The sequence below is a fragment of the Oscillibacter sp. genome (genome assembly GCF_031978065.1).
Taxonomy (GTDB): Bacteria; Bacillota; Clostridia; order Oscillospirales; family Oscillospiraceae; genus Oscillibacter.
Map to the genome: position 1 here is coordinate 16,420 of NZ_DALZCH010000001.1, position 15,688 is coordinate 32,107.

Below are 15,688 nucleotides of genomic sequence, written 5' to 3' on the forward strand. Positions count from 1 at the left end.
ATTATGCAGAAATCACTGAAATTCCAAGGTAATCCGTGCGCAGCTAAACAAGCCCACGCGCTCTCAAAACTCAGTTAATACGAGCCTGCACCGCTTCCTGCGTGGAATAATCCTCGCCAAGATAGGTGTTGCTCAGCTCCGCAAGTGTTCCGTTATCCAGCAGAGTTTGCAGCGCTTTATCCACCAGCGGCTTCAGATATTCGCCATCCTCATTCTGGTTGAACAGCCAGTAAACCGGCTTCACCGTGTCGTCATTGCGAAGCGCAAACTCCACGTCAAGACCCTGCTCCTTCACAATCAGACCGGCCGTCACCGGGCTGACCAGCGTCGCATCCACGCGGCCCTCCTGCACATCCAGCAACGCCTTGGAGATATCGCCATCGCCGTAAGTGACATTCACGACATTTCCGTGCGCCGCATTCCAAGTTTCAAGGATGTTGGCGTTGGAGCTGCCCACGCCCACCGTGACGGTTTTCCCGGCCAGATCGTCCATGCTCTTGATATCGGTGCGTCCGGTTTTATATGCGATCGCGCCGATGCCCCAGGTATAGGCCGTGTCGCCAAAGAGATACTTTTCCTCCCGCTCAGGGGTCTTCGCCGCCTGGCTTACGATCAGGTCATATTTTTCGGCCTCCAGCCCCGCAAAAATGGAGGACCACTCCACCGCCTGATACTCAAACTGGATTTCGGGAATCAGCTCATCCACGGCCTTTGCCACCGCAATATCGTAGCCGTCGGGACTTCCGTCGGCTCCCACATAGTTAAAGGGGGCATACGCGCCTTCGGTTGCAACGCGGTATGTCACCACATCTGCTTCTTTGCTTTGGGAACCCTGTGCGCTTTGCGCGGCAGAGGCGCTTTGCCCACCGCCTTGATTTGCGCATCCGGTCAGTGCCAGCGCAAGCGCCGAGGACAGGGCAAGAAAACGGACGGCATTTAACTTATTTTTCTGATTCATAACAAAATTCTCCTTATAAATGAAATTGCTTTCTAATTTTGACAACAAAAATGCCCGGGGCCTCATTTTAGCTCCCGGACAGCGCATGGCAGAAAAATTCGCCTATCAACAGCGAACAAAGGGCGCACTAAAACACCCAGCCATATCACCAGCCCGGGAGCATAGCATTCGTCCACATCGAAAATTACTGCGAAGCAGGTCTTGAAACACCTGATGCATCGTGTGTGCCCTCCTTTTTTCAATTAACCTACTTAGTAAATAGGTTGAATGAAGTATAACAGTGACCACCTGTTTTGTCAATAACTTTTTTGTCGACGGATTGCAATTTGCACATGGTCTGCAACTTACGGCTTTACGCTTTTGAAAAGGCTCCTGCCTTCCTTTTGCCCATAGAGCCATCAATTTGCTCCGCTCCCTTTATTCTACCAATTAACCTATTGACAAAATAGGTTAATTGGTGGTATTTTTATAACACCTTATCAAAATCAGATTTTGCGAGGTGTAGTTATGATGATACTGAACCGTATTAAAAAAGCTTGCCGCTGTTGTCTCCGTCAACGGAATACAGCGGTGCACTTCTGCGCTCCTTAATCGAAATTCATTTGTAAACCCAAATGATTTCAAAGCGGATGCATCACGATGATGCGTCCGCTTTTTACCTGCTTATGAAAGAAAGGATTGTGAACAATGTCTATGCAGCTTGATTCCCTTTTAATCCACGGCGGAATTGACGGAGACGCCGCAACCGGAGCCGTCAATGTCCCCATCTATCAAACCTCTACCTATCGTCAAACAGGGCTGGGAGAAACCCCGGTCTGGGAATACTCCCGCACAGGCAACCCCACCCGCGCCGCGCTGGAAAAGCTTTTGGCCGATTTGGAGGAAGGCTCCCACGGTCTGGCCTTCGCCTCCGGCATGGCGGCGGTCACCGCGGTTTTAAGCCTTTTTCAGCAGGGGGATAAACTTCTTTTGTCCAGCAATGTCTACGGTGGAACCTTCCGGGTTCTGGACAAGGTTTTTAAAAACTTCGGCATTAGCTATGAAATCATCGACACCACGGACCTGTCGACTCTACCCGAAAAGCTGACCAACGACGTAAAAGCTGTCTTCATTGAAAGCCCCGCAAACCCGCTTTTGACCGTGACCGACATCGCCGCAGTCTCCACGCTTTCTCATGAGCACGGGAAGCTGGTGATTGTGGATAACACCTTTATGACGCCCTATTTGCAAAGGCCGCTTTTCCTTGGCGCGGACATTGTGATTCACAGCGGCACGAAGTATCTCGGCGGGCACAGCGACGTAATTTCCGGTTTTGTGGTTGTCAAAGATCCGGCACTGGCCGACCGGCTTTACTTTTTACAAAACTCTACCGGCGGGGTCTTGGGGCCCTTCGACTCCTTCCTCATGCTGCGCGGCATCAAAACACTGGGCGTGCGCATGGACCGGCACACCGCCAACGCGCAGGCCATCGCCCGCTGGCTGGAGGTCCATCCCGCGGTAAAGCAGGTTTACTACCCGGGGCTGGAGCGCGACCCCGGCTATACCATCCAGCAAAAGCAGGCATCCGGAGCAGGCGGCATGATCTCCTTTGAGCTGCACGCAGACTATGACGTCCGTGTGTTTTTCCGCAGTCTGCATCTGGTCACGCTGGCGGAAAGTCTGGGTGGTGTGGAATCTCTCGTCTGCCACCCCGCCACCATGACCCATGCCGCCATTCCGGAGGAAATTCGGAAAAAGGTGGGCATCACGGATGGTCTGATCCGTCTGTCGGTTGGAATTGAAAGCGTGCAGGATATCCAAGAGGATTTGGAGCAGGCAATTCAGGCCGCGGGAAAGGCGCAAGCATGAACTATGCAGACAGCATTCAGGATTTCATTGGCGAAACGCCGATGCTCCGGCTGAATCATCTGGATGTTCCGAAGGGAGTGGGCCTCTTTGCCAAGCTGGAGCTTTTCAATCCGGCGGGAAGTGTGAAGGACCGCGTCGGACAATACATGGTGGCGGAAGCGGAAAAAAGCGGTCGCCTGCTCCCCGGCGGCACGATTGTTGAAGCAACCGCAGGTAACACAGGCATCGGCATTGCCGTCGCGGCGCTGAATAAGGGCTACCGGGTTATTTTTGTGGTGCCGGGCAAGTTTTCCATAGAAAAGCAGGCTGTTATGAAGGCATTGGGCGCGGAAATCATTTCCACGCCCAGAGAGGGCGGCATGCAGCAGGCGGCGCAAACAGCGGAAGTAATGCTGAAAACCATTCCCGGCGCCATCTCGCTCAGGCAGTTTGAAAACCCGGCAAACCCGCTGGCCCATTACGAGAAAACAGGACCGGAAATTTACCGCCAACTGGACGGAAACATCGACTACTTCGTGGCAGGCGCGGGCAGCGGAGGCACCTTCAGCGGGGTTATGCGCTATTTGAAGGAACAAAATCCGAATATTCAGGGCATTCTGGCGGACCCCATCGGCTCTACCATTGGCGGCGGAGAACACCGCGACTATGACATCGAAGGCATTGGAAACGACTTTATTCCAAAAACCATGGACAGTTCTCTGGTGGACCGGGTGATCAAAGTCGGAGATACCGAGGCGTTTGACACTGCCCGCCTATTGGCAAAATAAGAGGGCGTTGTGGCGGGCAGCTCCTCCGGCGCCGCGTTGGCGGCGGCGCTGAAGCTTGCGTCGGACGTAACGCGGGGAAACATTGTCGTGATCTTCCCGGACCGGGGAGATCGGTATTTCAGTAAGAACCTGTTCTAAAAAACGCGGCCCCCTGACGGCTTTATGAAGCGATTATGCTGCTTCAACAATCCGTCAGGGGGCTTTTAATTTATTTGCAAGGCACGTCAAATGAATTTCTGTTTACTTCCCCACCCCGGAGAGGTCTTTCACCACTTCTGCGGCAAGAATCAGCCCCGCCACCGGCGGAACAAACGCGTTGCTGCCTGGCACCTGTCGGCGCTGGGTGCATTTGCGCGCCGTTCCGGGCGGACAGATGCAGTGGGTTCGGCAGCTAATGGTCATGTCGTCAATAGGCGTCATGGCCAGTTCCCGGGAATAGACCACCTTTAATTTTCTGATTCCCCTCTTTTTCAGCTCCCGTCGCATCACGCGGGCCAGCGGGCAGACAGATGTTTTGTAAATATCCGTCACTTCAAACGCCGTGGGGTCCATTTTATTTCCGGCCCCCATGCTGCTGATGATGGGGACGCCGGCGCTCTGCGCCTGCTCAACCAGCTCCAGCTTTCCCGTGACGGTGTCAATCGCATCCACCACGTAATCATATTGCGTAAAGTCAAACTGCGTCGCCGTCTGCGGGGCAAAAAAGGTCTTGTAGGTGTGCACAATCGCGTCCGGATTGATTTCCAGAATGCGCTGCTGTGCCACATCCACCTTATACTGCCCAACGGTTTTGCGCGTGGCAAATATCTGCCGGTTGACATTGGTAAGGCAGACCCGGTCGTCGTCGATGAGATCCAGTGTGCCCACGCCACTGCGCGCCAAAGCCTCCACCGTATAGCCGCCCACGCCGCCGATGCCAAATACCGCCACCCGTGCCGCGGACAGCTTTTCCATTCCGTCCGCGCCCAGCAAAAGCTGCGTTCTTGAAAATTGATTTAACATATTTCCTGATATCCTAACTTCCTGCGTTTTCAATTTATCGTCCCTAAGCTGGGCCGACAGCGAGTTCATATATCTTGAATCAGCACCTTCATCTGCCCGCCGCAGACCATGCCCTCTTCCTCCGCGTGATTGCTCATGTCCACCGTAACGCACTGACTGCGGCCTGTCCCAACCAAGCGGTACGCATCCATTAACACGGCGTTTTCGCTGCATCCGCCGCCAATCGTCCCCACCGCCTGAAAGCTCTGGTCCACCGCCATCATAGCTCCCGATTTCACCGGCGTGGACCCTTCAGTTTCGTAGACAAGCAGCAAGGCCTTCGGCGTTTGCGCATTTGCAAGAAGCTCCAGCAGCGGAAGGTTGATGTCCTCTGTGACAAGCAGTTCCGCTTTTGAGCGGCGGGGCGTGTCCTTCCGTCTGGATTGAATGACCTCGGCTGTAATCGAAATTGCGATTTCCTCCACTGTAAGTGCATTGATATCCACACCGATGGGCGTATGAATCCGATCCAGCGCAGCACGGGGAAAACCCTCCTCCTCCAAAAGACGAAGCAGCTCTATGCCCCGCCGTTTCGAGCCGATCATCCCCAGATAGCATGGAAACTCGCCGTGCAGGATGATCCGCAAGCAGTCCGCATCGTGGCGGTGCCCTCTGGTGATGGTGGCGATATAGTCCCGCTTCGTAATTGCAAGCTTTCCGATTGCATCCGGAAATGCGTCGCAAAGCACCTCTGCTGCTTCCGGAAACCGCGTTTGATTGGCAAATGACGGTCGGTCATCCACAACCGTCACCGCAAAACCGATATCGGCGCAATAGCGGCACAGCGGCTGGGCAATGTGCCCGCCGCCCAGCAAAATCAGCCGCTCCTTCGGGCTAAATGTGCGCAGGTATGTGTCGCCCTCAATCTCAAACGGCATAGACGCTGCTTCTCCCACTCGAATCGCATTCAAAAGCTTCTCAAATTCCAAGCGCATCTCAGTGCTTCCTTCCCAGCTCCCCCGACTGAAAAGACGGGGAAGCACCGTATTCCGAACTGTCCGGCCAAATTTTCACTGAAAGGTTTCCCCCGCCCTCGAATATCAAGAGCGGAAAGACATCCAAATTTTATCTCCTGCGCACCCGGGCAGCGCAGGGTATAAAGGGCAGCATAAGCAAGTCCGTTCCATCAATATAGTCTGTTTGTTGGTTTTTATAGCGTAGCATATTTTTTGTCAGGATGCAAGGAAAGCACCTGCTATTTTCATATTGTATTCCCAGCCAAATCATGCTATACTGAGTAAACTTAATACCACAGTAGTGAAGCGCATCGAAGAGGAGGACAATTTTATGGATGAGATTAAAAAAAGCGCAGACCCGAAAAGCACTCAGAACGGCCATGAACCTATTCAGGACCTGGAATTTGTCGCCTGTTCTCCCGAGTTTGCCAACGGGTGCACGGATGTAGAGCCGGATGAACCCGAGCAACCGTGAATTCTGCCGGACAGCCTGCAAGCTTTCAAGCTTGCAGGCTTTTTTTATTTGCCTCAGCGATACCCGCCGCATAGCCTTCCACGCCGATTTTAAAGAGGGTGCCAGCGCGTTTCTTGAAAAACGGGAACGGAGTCAGGCCGATAAATCGTCTTGTTGAAACGCCATGCCCCTGTAATATTTTTATAATATCCATCTTTTATTTTCCGCTTTTATCAATTGCTCCATGTGCTTTTTCATATTCTTCAACGCAATTTCGGATAAGAATCAGAATCTGGCTGTTAGCGGATCGTCCCTCGTAGTCCGCCACAACGTGCAGCTTGTTTAACAATTCATCATCAATCCGAATGGAAAGGCTTTTTGTAGCCATATATTCACCTCGAAATAAATTCAATATATATCTATTTTAGGCTCATTTTATGGTACGATGTAAAAATAGATATAAAACATATTTAATTCATATCTATAAAAGGAGCTTTTTATGGCAGACTATAAAGAACTATATCTCAAAATGTTTCGGGCCTCAGAGGAGGCGATCAATCTTTTGATTGCGGTGCAGCAAACCTGCGAGGAGCTTTACATCAGCCAGCCTGAGGTGGAATTGAAGATTTTTCCGCCGTCGTCAGAAACAGAAAACGCAGGAATACGATATGATGTTAAACCCATGCCTGCCAGTCTGGCAAAAGAAAATGAGCCGTCCTAGGACGGCTCATTTTTTCGGTAAACGCCCACAGGCACTGAAGCAAATGAAATAGCAAGGCACTCCACAGCCTGAGCTTTTGCGAAAGCTCACAATGCCCAGGCCCTATTTCCTGCCGCAGATCAGGCCCATTTCGCCCGCCACCAGCGGCGTGCGCAAGAACTTGGGCACAAAGTCGTTCTGCCGCGTGTCTATAAAGCGAATTTCGCTTACATCCTTGGAGAGCGCTTTAACCAGCCCATCCAGATCCGGATAGCTTCTTGGAGAATTAAAAACATCTTCAAAGGAAAAAGGTGCACCGGGTTTTAAAACACGCAGAGCCTCCTGAATCAGCTTCAGCTTATCCGGCTGAGACGCCACCTCGTGAAATACAAAATTGCTCACTGCCGCGTCAAAGTGTCCGTCGGGAAAATCCAGCTTTGCCGCATCTCCCTTTTGGAAGGCCGTGCGCCCGGCAACGCCTTCCAACCGCGCATTGGTTTCACACTGGCTTTGGGCATAATCCCATATTGCGCCCCAGTAATCCATCCCGACGCAATAGGCCCCCGGATATTTCTTTGCGGCCTTAATGGTCAGCGCGCCGCTGCCGCAGCCGATATCCAGCAGCGTTCCATTTCCGTCCCAGTCCAGATACCGCAGCACATTGTCTAATATTTTCCCCTGAACACCGCCGCCCTCATATGAGAGCAGCTTTCGGGCATGGGCCATGTAAACAAAAAACGCCCCCATGAGCACCGCTGCCACCGCCAGCAGAACCCGCAGAATTAGCATGGGAACGCCGCCGGGCAGCAAAAAGCTCAGCGCAAACAGCAGCGCCGAAACCGCGGTAATTGTCCCCAGGATCACCGGCAGCTTTACCGGAATCCAATTTGCGTAGTCAATGTTTGTTTGCTTTTTCATACGGTATCCTCCCCTTGTTCGCCCGTTCAGGTTAGAAATAGCTAACCAAATTTTATCATGCTATTGCTTATAATTCAATCATTTGCTCAAAAAAATTTTTAAGGCACGAAACATGAATGAATCCAAGCCGCATGCACCGCACAATCGCCTCCCGTTTGGAAAAATAATGTGGTATACTAAAAAAGTCGGACACCGACGGCCCGTATAATCCCAAAATTTATTTGGACAAGTCCCACAAAACGGCGGCTTTTAAGCCGAGCACCGTGTTTTGGCTCCACGCAAACCCAGAAATATATCTCTCCGAATCCGGCAGAGACGGAGAGGACGCACAGCCCAAAATAACGTAAGATTTCAGTACAGGAGATGATGGTATGGATTGGCTTTCCCAACTCAACGACGCACTGCGGTATATCGAGGAAAATCTGGACGGAGAAATTGACCCGGAACACACAGCGAAGCTTGCCTTCTGCTCGGTGTTCCACTTTCAGCGGATGTTTTCGTATATGGCCGGGGTTCCCTTGTCGGAATACATCCGCAGGCGGCGCATGACAAAAGCGGCGTTCGATTTGCAGAACACCGGGGATAAGGTCATTGACATCGCGCTGAAATACGGGTACGACTCTCCCACCGCCTTCAACCGCGCGTTTCAGAGTGTCCACGGGGTTTCCCCCTCCGCCGCCCGGCAGGAGGGCGCGAGGCTCAAAGCCTACCAGCCCATCAGCTTCAAAATTACCATACGAGGTGAAGCTGAAATGAATTATCGAATTGAGCATCACGACGCATTCCGCACTGTTGGCCCGAAAATGAGCTGCCCCTGGTCCCCCGAAAAGCAGGAGGGATTTTCCCTCATCCCTAAGTTTTGGGCCGAGCATTATCCCAAAGGAACCATCCCCGCTTTATGTGGGATCATGAACAAACAACCCATGGGCATTCTGGGTATTTGCGTGGGGAACTGGCAGACTACAGGAAGCTTTGACTATTACATTGCGGTTTCCAGCGATCAGCCGGTGCCGGAGGGGATGGCGGAATATGAAATTCCCGCCTGCACCTGGGCGATTTTTGAATGCAAGGGCGCCATGCCCCACGCAATTCAGGCCATGCAGCAGCGCATTTTGACTGAGTGGCTTCCCGGCAGCGGCTATCAATACGCCGACGCACCTGACATCGAGCAGTATACCGACGGCGACCAAAGCAGCGAAGACTATGTCTGCTATATCTGGCTGCCCGTGAAAAAGTAAGCAACTTATTCTCTCAAGACAAACAGGGGCCACAGCGATTTTCTTTCGCTGCGGCCCCTGCTCTGTCTATCATTAAAATCCGTGCTCGCTCAAAAACTTTTCAAATTTTGCCGGTCCGAAAATCTCATTGGTCACATATTCGCCGTTATAGAAAAAGCCGTAGGTGGTGAACGGTGTGGGGGCGGACTGTGCCTGCGCCGTGGTTTCAATCTTGTGGACGCTGATTTTTGCGCCCCTTTCCTCCGCAAGCTTCACAATGACCGGCACATATTTGTCCGTGTGGGGGCACTGGTTGGTATAATACAAAACCATACCCTGCTCCTCAATTACACCCTGTCTTGCGCAGTCTTTAAACCTTGGAACAGGCGCAGTCTCTGTAAACGGCAGATAGTAAAGCACAAAATACGGCCGGGCAGTGTCGGCTGCCAAAAAGCCCTTTTGCTTGAGATAAGCCGCATCAGAGAGAAAGGGGCGCTTTTTTTCAGACGCAACAACAGTTAATCCGCAGCAGCCCTTAGCCTTGGCGTCTTCCACACATGTTTCAAGCAGGCGGCTGGCATGGCCCTTCCCTTTGTACTGCCCTGACACCCAAAAGCAGTTGATGTGCAGATATCCCGGCGCATCCATGGGACACCACGCTTTTTCGGCAGGGATATACTCGATAAACACCTTGCCACGCGCATCCAGCTTTCGAAACACAAGTCCGTCCCGGAAGCGCTCTTTCAGCCACGCCTTTTTGGAGGAAACACTCGTCTCCCCCTTTTTATCCGTGATGGCGCAGCAGATATGCTCAGAGTCAATATTCTCCGTTGTTACGGCAATGATTCCTTCCATACTTATGCCTGCTCCTTCTTTTTGAGCTTTCTGCGAATTTGAATCAGCCGCTTCACGTCCTCCAAAACGCCCTCGTCGGTGACACTGAGCATCAGCCATCTGCCCCCTGCGCTGAATGCGGTTCTGGAAAAAAGCAACTGGGTATATTCCTCGCACAGCGGCATGGTAAGCTCGGCTTCGGTTTGCTCTCTGGCGCCAATGACCACCAGCGCGATAAAAAATCCGTCCATGGGATAAAGCGTACACAGAGAACGCCCGGCCTTTTGATACTTCACGTTCCAGCCCGGCTGGGCGGAGCAACTGCTATAATGAAAACTTGGCTGAACCTCGTAATTTTCACGCATAAAGCGATTCATTTCAGTCCATAAGGGGCTATTGATATAGTCTGCGATTTCAGCAGCGGTTGGCTGTTTATCCGGTCCAAAACGTTGTGCCCAATCCATCGTCATTCCTCCAGAATTGATTATATATCAGATAACATGACAACAGTGTGTCATGTTTTGCTTCGCTTTTTCTTTAGCTTCTCCGCAATATGCACGGGGCAAAGCACCTTCACATCCCGCCAGACAAACGCAAAAAGCTGTACATCCAGCCATCTTCTTCCAGCCAGACAACACATGGCAGAAACCATCTTCCTTGTGCCGGATGCAATGCTCGTCAAGTTCGCGGAGATATTCCGTGTGCCGCAGGTGAACGCACGACACAAATAGCCGGTAAAAACGTCACGGTAAAAGCAAAAACTCATTCGACAAATAGAAACAAAAAGGCTTCCTGCTGCAGATGATCTTGGATATACTCCTACATCCGCCGGACTATCGGCATCCACATTCATTCCTTAACTCTGCAACGCGTTTCCCTCGCCGCGCAAGGGCTCTTCCGACTAATCATGTTTGGGCTTTCTTAAAGGCTCACTTCACCCGAAGCGTGCGAAGCTCGGTTTTCTGCCAGTCTGTAATGCGGTAGCTCTCAACGGCTTTTTGGATTGCCTTGTTATGAACCCATTTGTCAAGCCGATTCTGCCGGATATAAAGAATTACCGCATCCCACTGCTTGGCCAGCGCCGTGGCAAAGTACCAGGCAATCATCATATTGACGTAGTATTCCTCCGAGTGAATTTCCGCCACCAAGGCAAGGTGTTCCGGTGCAAAATTCTCGTCCAGAAAGTGCGTCATCAGCATCTCAACGCCAAAGCGGATGGTGTAAGTGCGGTCGGACGCCATCCACCGCTGAATTTCGTTCAAAAGCTCCGAGCGGTGCTTTTGAAACACCTTGGGGCTTATCAGGTCGCAGGTGGCCCAATTGTCAACGTAGGGCAAAAATGCGTCTATCGCTGCCACTGCGGTGTTGTAGTCCTTAATTTGCTCTATCACAAAGCCATGGAGGTTATTTTCATCGTAGTATTGATGGGGGAGCCGCTTCAAAAACTCCGCGGTTTCCGGTTCTTTAGAAAGCTCTTTTGACAGCTTTCGCAGCTCGGGTGTGCGCACGCCAATTACCCGGTCCGGTGCTACCGTGGGGATCAGCTTGCATTGAAAGTCTTTGTATTTCAAATCTTGCAGGGCAAACAGCCGGGCCTGGATGCTTGTCTTCATATCATGCATAACCGCACACTCCATAACTATATTAAAACTTCCTCACAGTGATCAGTTTGGTGCTGATTCATCTGCACCCAAAAACCGGTAAAGGTTTTTGACAGGTCTGAAACCGCTTGTTTCGGTATTGTCCCATAATGGAGTTTCAGCGCTTGGGTTTTCTAATGTCGCGTTATCCTCTTTGCCGCCTGCGCACAAAAACCTGCACGGGACCTCCAAATTCTTCTGTCAATGCCCCCGCCTCAAAGCCCAGATGCTGATAGAAAGCTCTGGCGGCGGCGCCATTGGGATCACCGGCCCGGTACGTGGTCACTGTGAGATCCTTTTCCGGATCAGCGAGGGGCAGTATATAGCCGACCAGTTCCCGGGCAATGTGTTGCCGCTGACAGCGATCATCCACCGCCAAATAACACAGCATATTTTCTGACCGAAAAAACAGCAATGCGCCCACAACCCTGTCACCGTCTTTTGCACAGACGGCGCCATTTTCCTCCATAAACCGCAGCACCGTTTCGCGGTGCTCTGACAGTGCCGTCTCTGTCTCCAATCCGGGGAAACGCTTCCGCATCCGCCGTACCAGCGTCATCCAACTGTCGATATCCGCAGAAGTAGCCTTCGCAATTTTTGCGGTGCGTCCCTCTTTTTTGCACTCTGTCTGTTTTCTTTCCCACGCCTGCAAAAATGCCAGTTGTTCCGGCGTATGAAACCAATGTTCGCCGTGTTCCATCACCGTCAGATCACAGCCAAACCGACTGACAAACGCATCTATTGTCCTCCGGTCAGTCAGGTTGTCCTGCCCGGCATAGAGAATTGCCGTCGAAGCCGCCCACTTTTTAATGGAGTGCCCTTTCACATACTGGAGATAGTCCCAAGAAAGTGTTTCACCAAAATCAGTGGCAATTTCGCCCTCCCGCTCCAGCCGCGTTTCATCCACAGCCGCCCAGCGCATCATGTTTTGAATCAGTCTTTCCATATCCAGCACGGGCGAGACTAATAGCGCCTGCTCCAGCCGCGTATCCGAAAAGGCCAGCATGGAAAACCACGCACCAATGCTGTTGGCACGAAGGGAAACATACGCCCAGCGCTGCCTTAGAACCGCCATGACCTCTCGCAGCTCCGGCACCACATGCCATGGATCAAAGCCGCAAACCGCTTTTCGTTCCCCGTGTTCGGGAAGGTCAATGGCCAGCACCTGCGCACCTCCCGAGCAGGCACTTTCTGAGAATGCCTCCGCTTCTTCTTTATATCCATGCTTGCCATGGACAAATAGCCACACCCGGTCAGAATTTTCGCCATACAGGACAGCGGGAATATCATGAACCCGAAGTTTTATCGCGGGCATAGAAACACCTCTTTTTTGCAATACAGCTTGTATTTGTTTATATCATAGCACAGGTTATCATGGAGCACAATTGCACCAATAATATGACCACCTGACAAAATCGGCAGAACCTCCGCCGGGCTTTCTTATATCCGGCTTCCTGATTTGTGACTTACTTGTGCCAGCTTATTCGCAGCGGAGAAAGTCTCATAACGCGCATTCGTCTTTGACTGGGCGCAGCTATCTATCCACCAACGCCGATATTTACGCGCAGTTAGACCTTGCAAGCAGACAGGACACGTGAGAGGTAATGACAAGCCTGCGATAAGGTAGAATAAGGGACCTGTTGACAAAGTCCCCCATGAAACGAGTTTCATGGTATAATGAGACCGTAGGAGTGTAATGAGAAATGATGGGGCGCACAGACGAACAACTTCAGATGATTGTAATGGATATGTGTGGACTGATACCAGATAACCATTTGCTTAAGAAGATTGATGCCTGTGTGTCCTTTTCGTTTATCTATGATTTGCTGGCTCCCTACTATTCAGCAATAGGCCGACCTTCTGTCGACCCGGTCAGCATGTTTAAAATGTTGCCGATCGGATATCTTTACGGAATTAAATCGGAGCGCAGGCTTGTGGAAGAAATTCAGATGAATATTGCATACCGTTGGTTCTTCGAATTTGATTTAGGTGATAAGGTTCCGGATCATTCTACTTTCAGCAAAGCCCGCATACGCAAATGGAATGAAAGCAATTTGCTTGGAAAGGTATTTACCGAAATTGTCCGCCAGTGTATTACTGTCGGTTTGGTTGATGGAAAAGAAATGGTGGCGGATGGCAGCTATATCCCTGCAAACGTCTCACACTCAAGTTGGACAGAAGTGGAAGATACAGTAGAACTCAGCATGCAGAGCTATCTGGACGCGTTAGATCAAGAATTAGCCAAACAACCTGGCTTCAAAAAGCCTCCTATCCATACAGAGAAAAGACAAAGGATAACCAGCAGCACCGATCTGGAATGCGGCGGAATTAACCATGGCAATAAACGCGGCATTGGTTATTTACTTGAAACAACTGTGGATTGCAAAAATGGTATCATTACAGGTGTAGACGTTTATCCGGCCAATCAAAAGGAAAGTCTTATTATATTAAGACACCTTGAAAAGCAGAAAAAACTCTTGAACTTACCCATGGAAAAAATTGCTCTTGACCGTGGCTATGATACAGGTGCGGTTCATCGAGGTCTGGAATTGCTGAATATTACTGGTTATATTTCGGCGATAGCCTTTCCAAACTTTCCTGCAAAACATGGGTTTCGATACGATGCACAGAAAGATACTTTCCTATGCCCGATGGGGCAACCGCTCACTTACCACAGACTAAATTGCAACAAATCTACCGGGAAATATTTGCGGTGCTACCAAATACAAGATGACATCTGCATCCATTGTTCAAGAAAGCATGAATGCTTTGATAAGACGGGGGTTCGGCGAAGAATTTTGGGCAGTAGTTGCTACCCCGCGTTTCATCGTGGCCATATGCGCGTGGGTTCTCCGGATTATTGGTTCATGATGAAGAAAAGAAAAATATGGGCCGAAGGCTGTTTTTCCGTTTTGAAAAGAGAACATTGCCTGTCAGCCGTCCACAAACGAGGCCTTCTTGCTGCAACAGAGGAGTGCCTCTTATCTGCTTTGGCCTTAAACCTAAAGAGAATGGCGAAAGCCATTCTCTTCATTCAAAGACACTCAATCCTCTCGATTTCCTACGAGACTTCAAGAGAATTTTTTGCTCTTTGTCAACAGGTCCAATCCTTGACACTACCCAAATACAGTAGTCACGCCTGATTTCATATCAAATGTGTAAATGTTGATAAACACATGTTTTAGACATAGAAAAAGGTACGAAATACTGGACAATCCAATAAAACTGTTCAATACTTCGTACCCTGTTCAATTGCATCAGGAATTAAGATACCAAATAATGCTCACAATCGTTCTAGTATTTCAGTACTCATTATCCGAAAAACCTGACAATATTTTTGAAATCCATCTAATCCAATAATATAGATATTAGGCATATAAGATAACCTTTTCCTAGAATATGTTATACGCTCAAGACCGTTATCAATTACTGTATGATTGCTTAAAGCAACATCCACATTTTTGCTGGCCGCCATGTTCATAAAGTAATCTAATGATTTTAAGTACTGTTCTATTGCATCTTTTGTCCAAGGTGGTGTAGTGCCTCCCCACAAGGCTGCCATGTGACTTTCTCCGTTCTCCGTTACGGGGAATATATAACTTAGGCATCCGGGCGTATGACCGGGTGTACCATAAACATGTATGGTTTTATCGCCTAATGTTATGGAATCCCCATTTTGCAAATAATAGTCAATCATGTAGTCTTTCCACGTTTCTGGTCTGTCTGGCTTTGTCGGATGTTCCTGCCAGGAAGATATCATCTGCCTTAGAAAGATATGTGTGGGCATTGTATTGCTCAACAAACCATTTACCACATCCTGTGTGGTCAACATGACCATGGGTTAAGACCAGCTTTTTTATAGAATCAGGATTCCACCCAATCTCTTGAATTGCACCTATGATAGCATCAAAAGCTTCTTTTGCAGGCCATATAGCGTCGATGATTATCAACCCATCACTTGTTTTTAACACAAAACAGTTAGTTTCTTTTTGAGCAACAATCAGTAAGTCATCAAAAATAAGTGAATAGGTAAAGAAAGACATATCTTCCATCGCCTTAATCGTTTCACTTGTAATGATTGGTTTATCTAATCTATTCATTTGTTATATACTCCTCTGTACAATTTTATTTTATCTTTGCACAGAGGAAAAACGATTCTTAGCAGGCATGTCATCACTCCTGATAAATAATTCTGTTTTTAAAGTGTCAAGAAGTGTTCTTGAACTCGTCCAATATTGGCATACTATAAATAATCTTTTGCTTCATTTTATCACGGAGTATTCAAAAATTCATACATGACTTTTTATTGGCGGAGACGATGGGATTCGGACCCACGTGCCCTTGCGGGCAACTCG

15 protein-coding genes and 2 pseudogenes are annotated in these 15,688 nt (G+C 49.9%); 6 read left to right on the plus strand and 11 right to left on the minus strand.

Going from position 1 to position 15,688, the window contains the following annotated elements:
• Positions 1 to 70: 70 nt before the first annotated feature.
• Positions 71 to 958, minus strand: a complete 888-nt coding sequence (locus tag RTK01_RS00075) for a transporter substrate-binding domain-containing protein (protein WP_312279016.1) — start codon at positions 956 to 958, stop codon at positions 71 to 73.
• 693 nt (positions 959 to 1,651) lie between these two features.
• Here RTK01_RS00075 and RTK01_RS00080 point away from each other — a divergent pair.
• Both RTK01_RS00080 and RTK01_RS00085 read left to right on the plus strand, forming a co-directional pair.
• Positions 1,652 to 2,806 carry a PLP-dependent aspartate aminotransferase family protein gene (locus RTK01_RS00080; RefSeq protein ID WP_312279067.1) on the plus strand — a complete coding sequence of 385 codons (1,155 nt, stop codon included), beginning with the start codon at positions 1,652 to 1,654 and terminating at the stop codon, positions 2,804 to 2,806.
• Positions 2,803 to 3,711 (plus strand): annotated as a pseudogene (locus RTK01_RS00085) (PLP-dependent cysteine synthase family protein). Before RTK01_RS00080 ends, RTK01_RS00085 begins: the two are co-directional and overlap by 4 nt.
• A 102-nt stretch (positions 3,712 to 3,813) precedes the next feature.
• Here RTK01_RS00085 and RTK01_RS00090 read toward each other — a convergent pair.
• Entirely contained in the window at positions 3,814 to 4,575 is a 762-nt protein-coding gene (locus RTK01_RS00090; protein WP_312279017.1) for a tRNA threonylcarbamoyladenosine dehydratase, read from the minus strand.
• A 65-nt stretch (positions 4,576 to 4,640) separates the two neighbouring features.
• Positions 4,641 to 5,549, minus strand: coding sequence for an XdhC/CoxI family protein (locus RTK01_RS00095; RefSeq protein ID WP_312279018.1), 909 nt, complete (start codon positions 5,547 to 5,549; stop codon positions 4,641 to 4,643).
• 352 nt (positions 5,550 to 5,901) lie between these two features.
• On the opposite strand from RTK01_RS00095, the gene RTK01_RS00100 reads away from it, so the two are divergent.
• Entirely contained in the window at positions 5,902 to 6,045 is a 144-nt protein-coding gene (locus tag RTK01_RS00100; protein WP_294856990.1) for a hypothetical protein, read from the plus strand.
• 25 nt (positions 6,046 to 6,070) lie between these two features.
• Here RTK01_RS00100 and RTK01_RS00105 read toward each other — a convergent pair whose 3' ends face one another.
• On the minus strand, positions 6,071 to 6,238 hold the full coding sequence (locus tag RTK01_RS00105; RefSeq protein WP_312279019.1) for a hypothetical protein: 168 nt from the start codon (positions 6,236 to 6,238) through the stop codon (positions 6,071 to 6,073).
• Positions 6,239 to 6,241: 3 nt separating this feature from the next.
• Complete coding sequence (locus RTK01_RS00110; RefSeq protein ID WP_312279020.1) at positions 6,242 to 6,412, minus strand: hypothetical protein; 171 nt, start codon at positions 6,410 to 6,412, stop codon at positions 6,242 to 6,244.
• A gap of 111 nt (positions 6,413 to 6,523) precedes the next feature.
• Here RTK01_RS00110 and RTK01_RS00115 point away from each other — a divergent pair, with 111 nt between their 5' ends.
• Positions 6,524 to 6,745, plus strand: a complete 222-nt coding sequence (locus RTK01_RS00115; RefSeq protein WP_312279021.1) for a hypothetical protein — start codon at positions 6,524 to 6,526, stop codon at positions 6,743 to 6,745.
• Between the two features lie 102 nt (positions 6,746 to 6,847).
• Here RTK01_RS00115 and RTK01_RS00120 read toward each other — a convergent pair whose 3' ends face one another.
• Positions 6,848 to 7,642 carry a class I SAM-dependent methyltransferase gene (locus RTK01_RS00120; protein ID WP_312279022.1) on the minus strand — a complete coding sequence of 265 codons (795 nt, stop codon included), beginning with the start codon at positions 7,640 to 7,642 and terminating at the stop codon, positions 6,848 to 6,850.
• A gap of 371 nt (positions 7,643 to 8,013) precedes the next feature.
• Here RTK01_RS00120 and RTK01_RS00125 point away from each other — a divergent pair, with 371 nt between their 5' ends.
• Positions 8,014 to 8,880: an AraC family transcriptional regulator gene (locus RTK01_RS00125; protein ID WP_312279023.1), complete on the plus strand. Its 867-nt coding sequence runs from the start codon at positions 8,014 to 8,016 to the stop codon at positions 8,878 to 8,880.
• A gap of 72 nt (positions 8,881 to 8,952) precedes the next feature.
• Here RTK01_RS00125 and RTK01_RS00130 read toward each other — a convergent pair whose 3' ends face one another.
• The 4 genes from RTK01_RS00130 to RTK01_RS00145 all read right to left on the minus strand — a co-directional run bounded on the left by RTK01_RS00130 (position 8,953) and on the right by RTK01_RS00145 (position 12,648).
• Positions 8,953 to 9,714 carry a GNAT family N-acetyltransferase gene (locus tag RTK01_RS00130; RefSeq protein WP_312279024.1) on the minus strand — a complete coding sequence of 254 codons (762 nt, stop codon included), beginning with the start codon at positions 9,712 to 9,714 and terminating at the stop codon, positions 8,953 to 8,955.
• Positions 9,715 to 9,716: 2 nt separating this feature from the next.
• Positions 9,717 to 10,157 carry a DUF3788 domain-containing protein gene (locus RTK01_RS00135; RefSeq protein ID WP_312279025.1) on the minus strand — a complete coding sequence of 147 codons (441 nt, stop codon included), beginning with the start codon at positions 10,155 to 10,157 and terminating at the stop codon, positions 9,717 to 9,719.
• A 465-nt stretch (positions 10,158 to 10,622) separates the two neighbouring features.
• A complete protein-coding gene (locus tag RTK01_RS00140) occupies positions 10,623 to 11,315 on the minus strand; it encodes a DNA alkylation repair protein (RefSeq protein ID WP_312279026.1) in 693 nt (230 codons plus the stop codon).
• Positions 11,316 to 11,478: 163 nt separating this feature from the next.
• The gene (locus tag RTK01_RS00145; RefSeq protein WP_312279027.1) at positions 11,479 to 12,648 is read right to left on the minus strand and encodes a GNAT family N-acetyltransferase; all 1,170 of its coding nucleotides are present in this window, start codon (positions 12,646 to 12,648) and stop codon (positions 11,479 to 11,481) included.
• Between the two features lie 388 nt (positions 12,649 to 13,036).
• Here RTK01_RS00145 and RTK01_RS00150 point away from each other — a divergent pair, with 388 nt between their 5' ends.
• Positions 13,037 to 14,476 carry an IS1182 family transposase gene (locus tag RTK01_RS00150; RefSeq protein WP_312279028.1) on the plus strand — a complete coding sequence of 480 codons (1,440 nt, stop codon included), beginning with the start codon at positions 13,037 to 13,039 and terminating at the stop codon, positions 14,474 to 14,476.
• A gap of 140 nt (positions 14,477 to 14,616) precedes the next feature.
• Here RTK01_RS00150 and RTK01_RS00155 read toward each other — a convergent pair.
• Positions 14,617 to 15,433 (minus strand): annotated as a pseudogene (locus RTK01_RS00155) (MBL fold metallo-hydrolase).
• Between the last annotated feature and the right edge of the window lie 255 nt (positions 15,434 to 15,688).

Excerpts from the sequence above, each read along its gene's own strand:
- RTK01_RS00075 (WP_312279016.1), bottom strand. The coding sequence starts at position 958 with ATGAATCAGAAAAATAAGTTAAATGCCGTCCGTTTTCTTGCCCTGTCC.
- RTK01_RS00080 (WP_312279067.1), top strand. The coding sequence starts at position 1,652 with ATGCAGCTTGATTCCCTTTTAATCCACGGCGGAATTGACGGAGACGCC.
- RTK01_RS00090 (WP_312279017.1), bottom strand. The coding sequence starts at position 4,575 with ATGTTAAATCAATTTTCAAGAACGCAGCTTTTGCTGGGCGCGGACGGA.
- RTK01_RS00095 (WP_312279018.1), bottom strand. The coding sequence starts at position 5,549 with ATGCGCTTGGAATTTGAGAAGCTTTTGAATGCGATTCGAGTGGGAGAA.
- RTK01_RS00100 (WP_294856990.1), top strand. The coding sequence starts at position 5,902 with ATGGATGAGATTAAAAAAAGCGCAGACCCGAAAAGCACTCAGAACGGC.
- RTK01_RS00105 (WP_312279019.1), bottom strand. The coding sequence starts at position 6,238 with ATGGATATTATAAAAATATTACAGGGGCATGGCGTTTCAACAAGACGA.
- RTK01_RS00110 (WP_312279020.1), bottom strand. The coding sequence starts at position 6,412 with ATGGCTACAAAAAGCCTTTCCATTCGGATTGATGATGAATTGTTAAAC.
- RTK01_RS00115 (WP_312279021.1), top strand. The coding sequence starts at position 6,524 with ATGGCAGACTATAAAGAACTATATCTCAAAATGTTTCGGGCCTCAGAG.
- RTK01_RS00120 (WP_312279022.1), bottom strand. The coding sequence starts at position 7,642 with ATGAAAAAGCAAACAAACATTGACTACGCAAATTGGATTCCGGTAAAG.
- RTK01_RS00125 (WP_312279023.1), top strand. The coding sequence starts at position 8,014 with ATGGATTGGCTTTCCCAACTCAACGACGCACTGCGGTATATCGAGGAA.
- RTK01_RS00130 (WP_312279024.1), bottom strand. The coding sequence starts at position 9,714 with ATGGAAGGAATCATTGCCGTAACAACGGAGAATATTGACTCTGAGCAT.
- RTK01_RS00135 (WP_312279025.1), bottom strand. The coding sequence starts at position 10,157 with ATGGATTGGGCACAACGTTTTGGACCGGATAAACAGCCAACCGCTGCT.
- RTK01_RS00140 (WP_312279026.1), bottom strand. The coding sequence starts at position 11,315 with ATGCATGATATGAAGACAAGCATCCAGGCCCGGCTGTTTGCCCTGCAA.
- RTK01_RS00145 (WP_312279027.1), bottom strand. The coding sequence starts at position 12,648 with ATGCCCGCGATAAAACTTCGGGTTCATGATATTCCCGCTGTCCTGTAT.
- RTK01_RS00150 (WP_312279028.1), top strand. The coding sequence starts at position 13,037 with ATGATGGGGCGCACAGACGAACAACTTCAGATGATTGTAATGGATATG.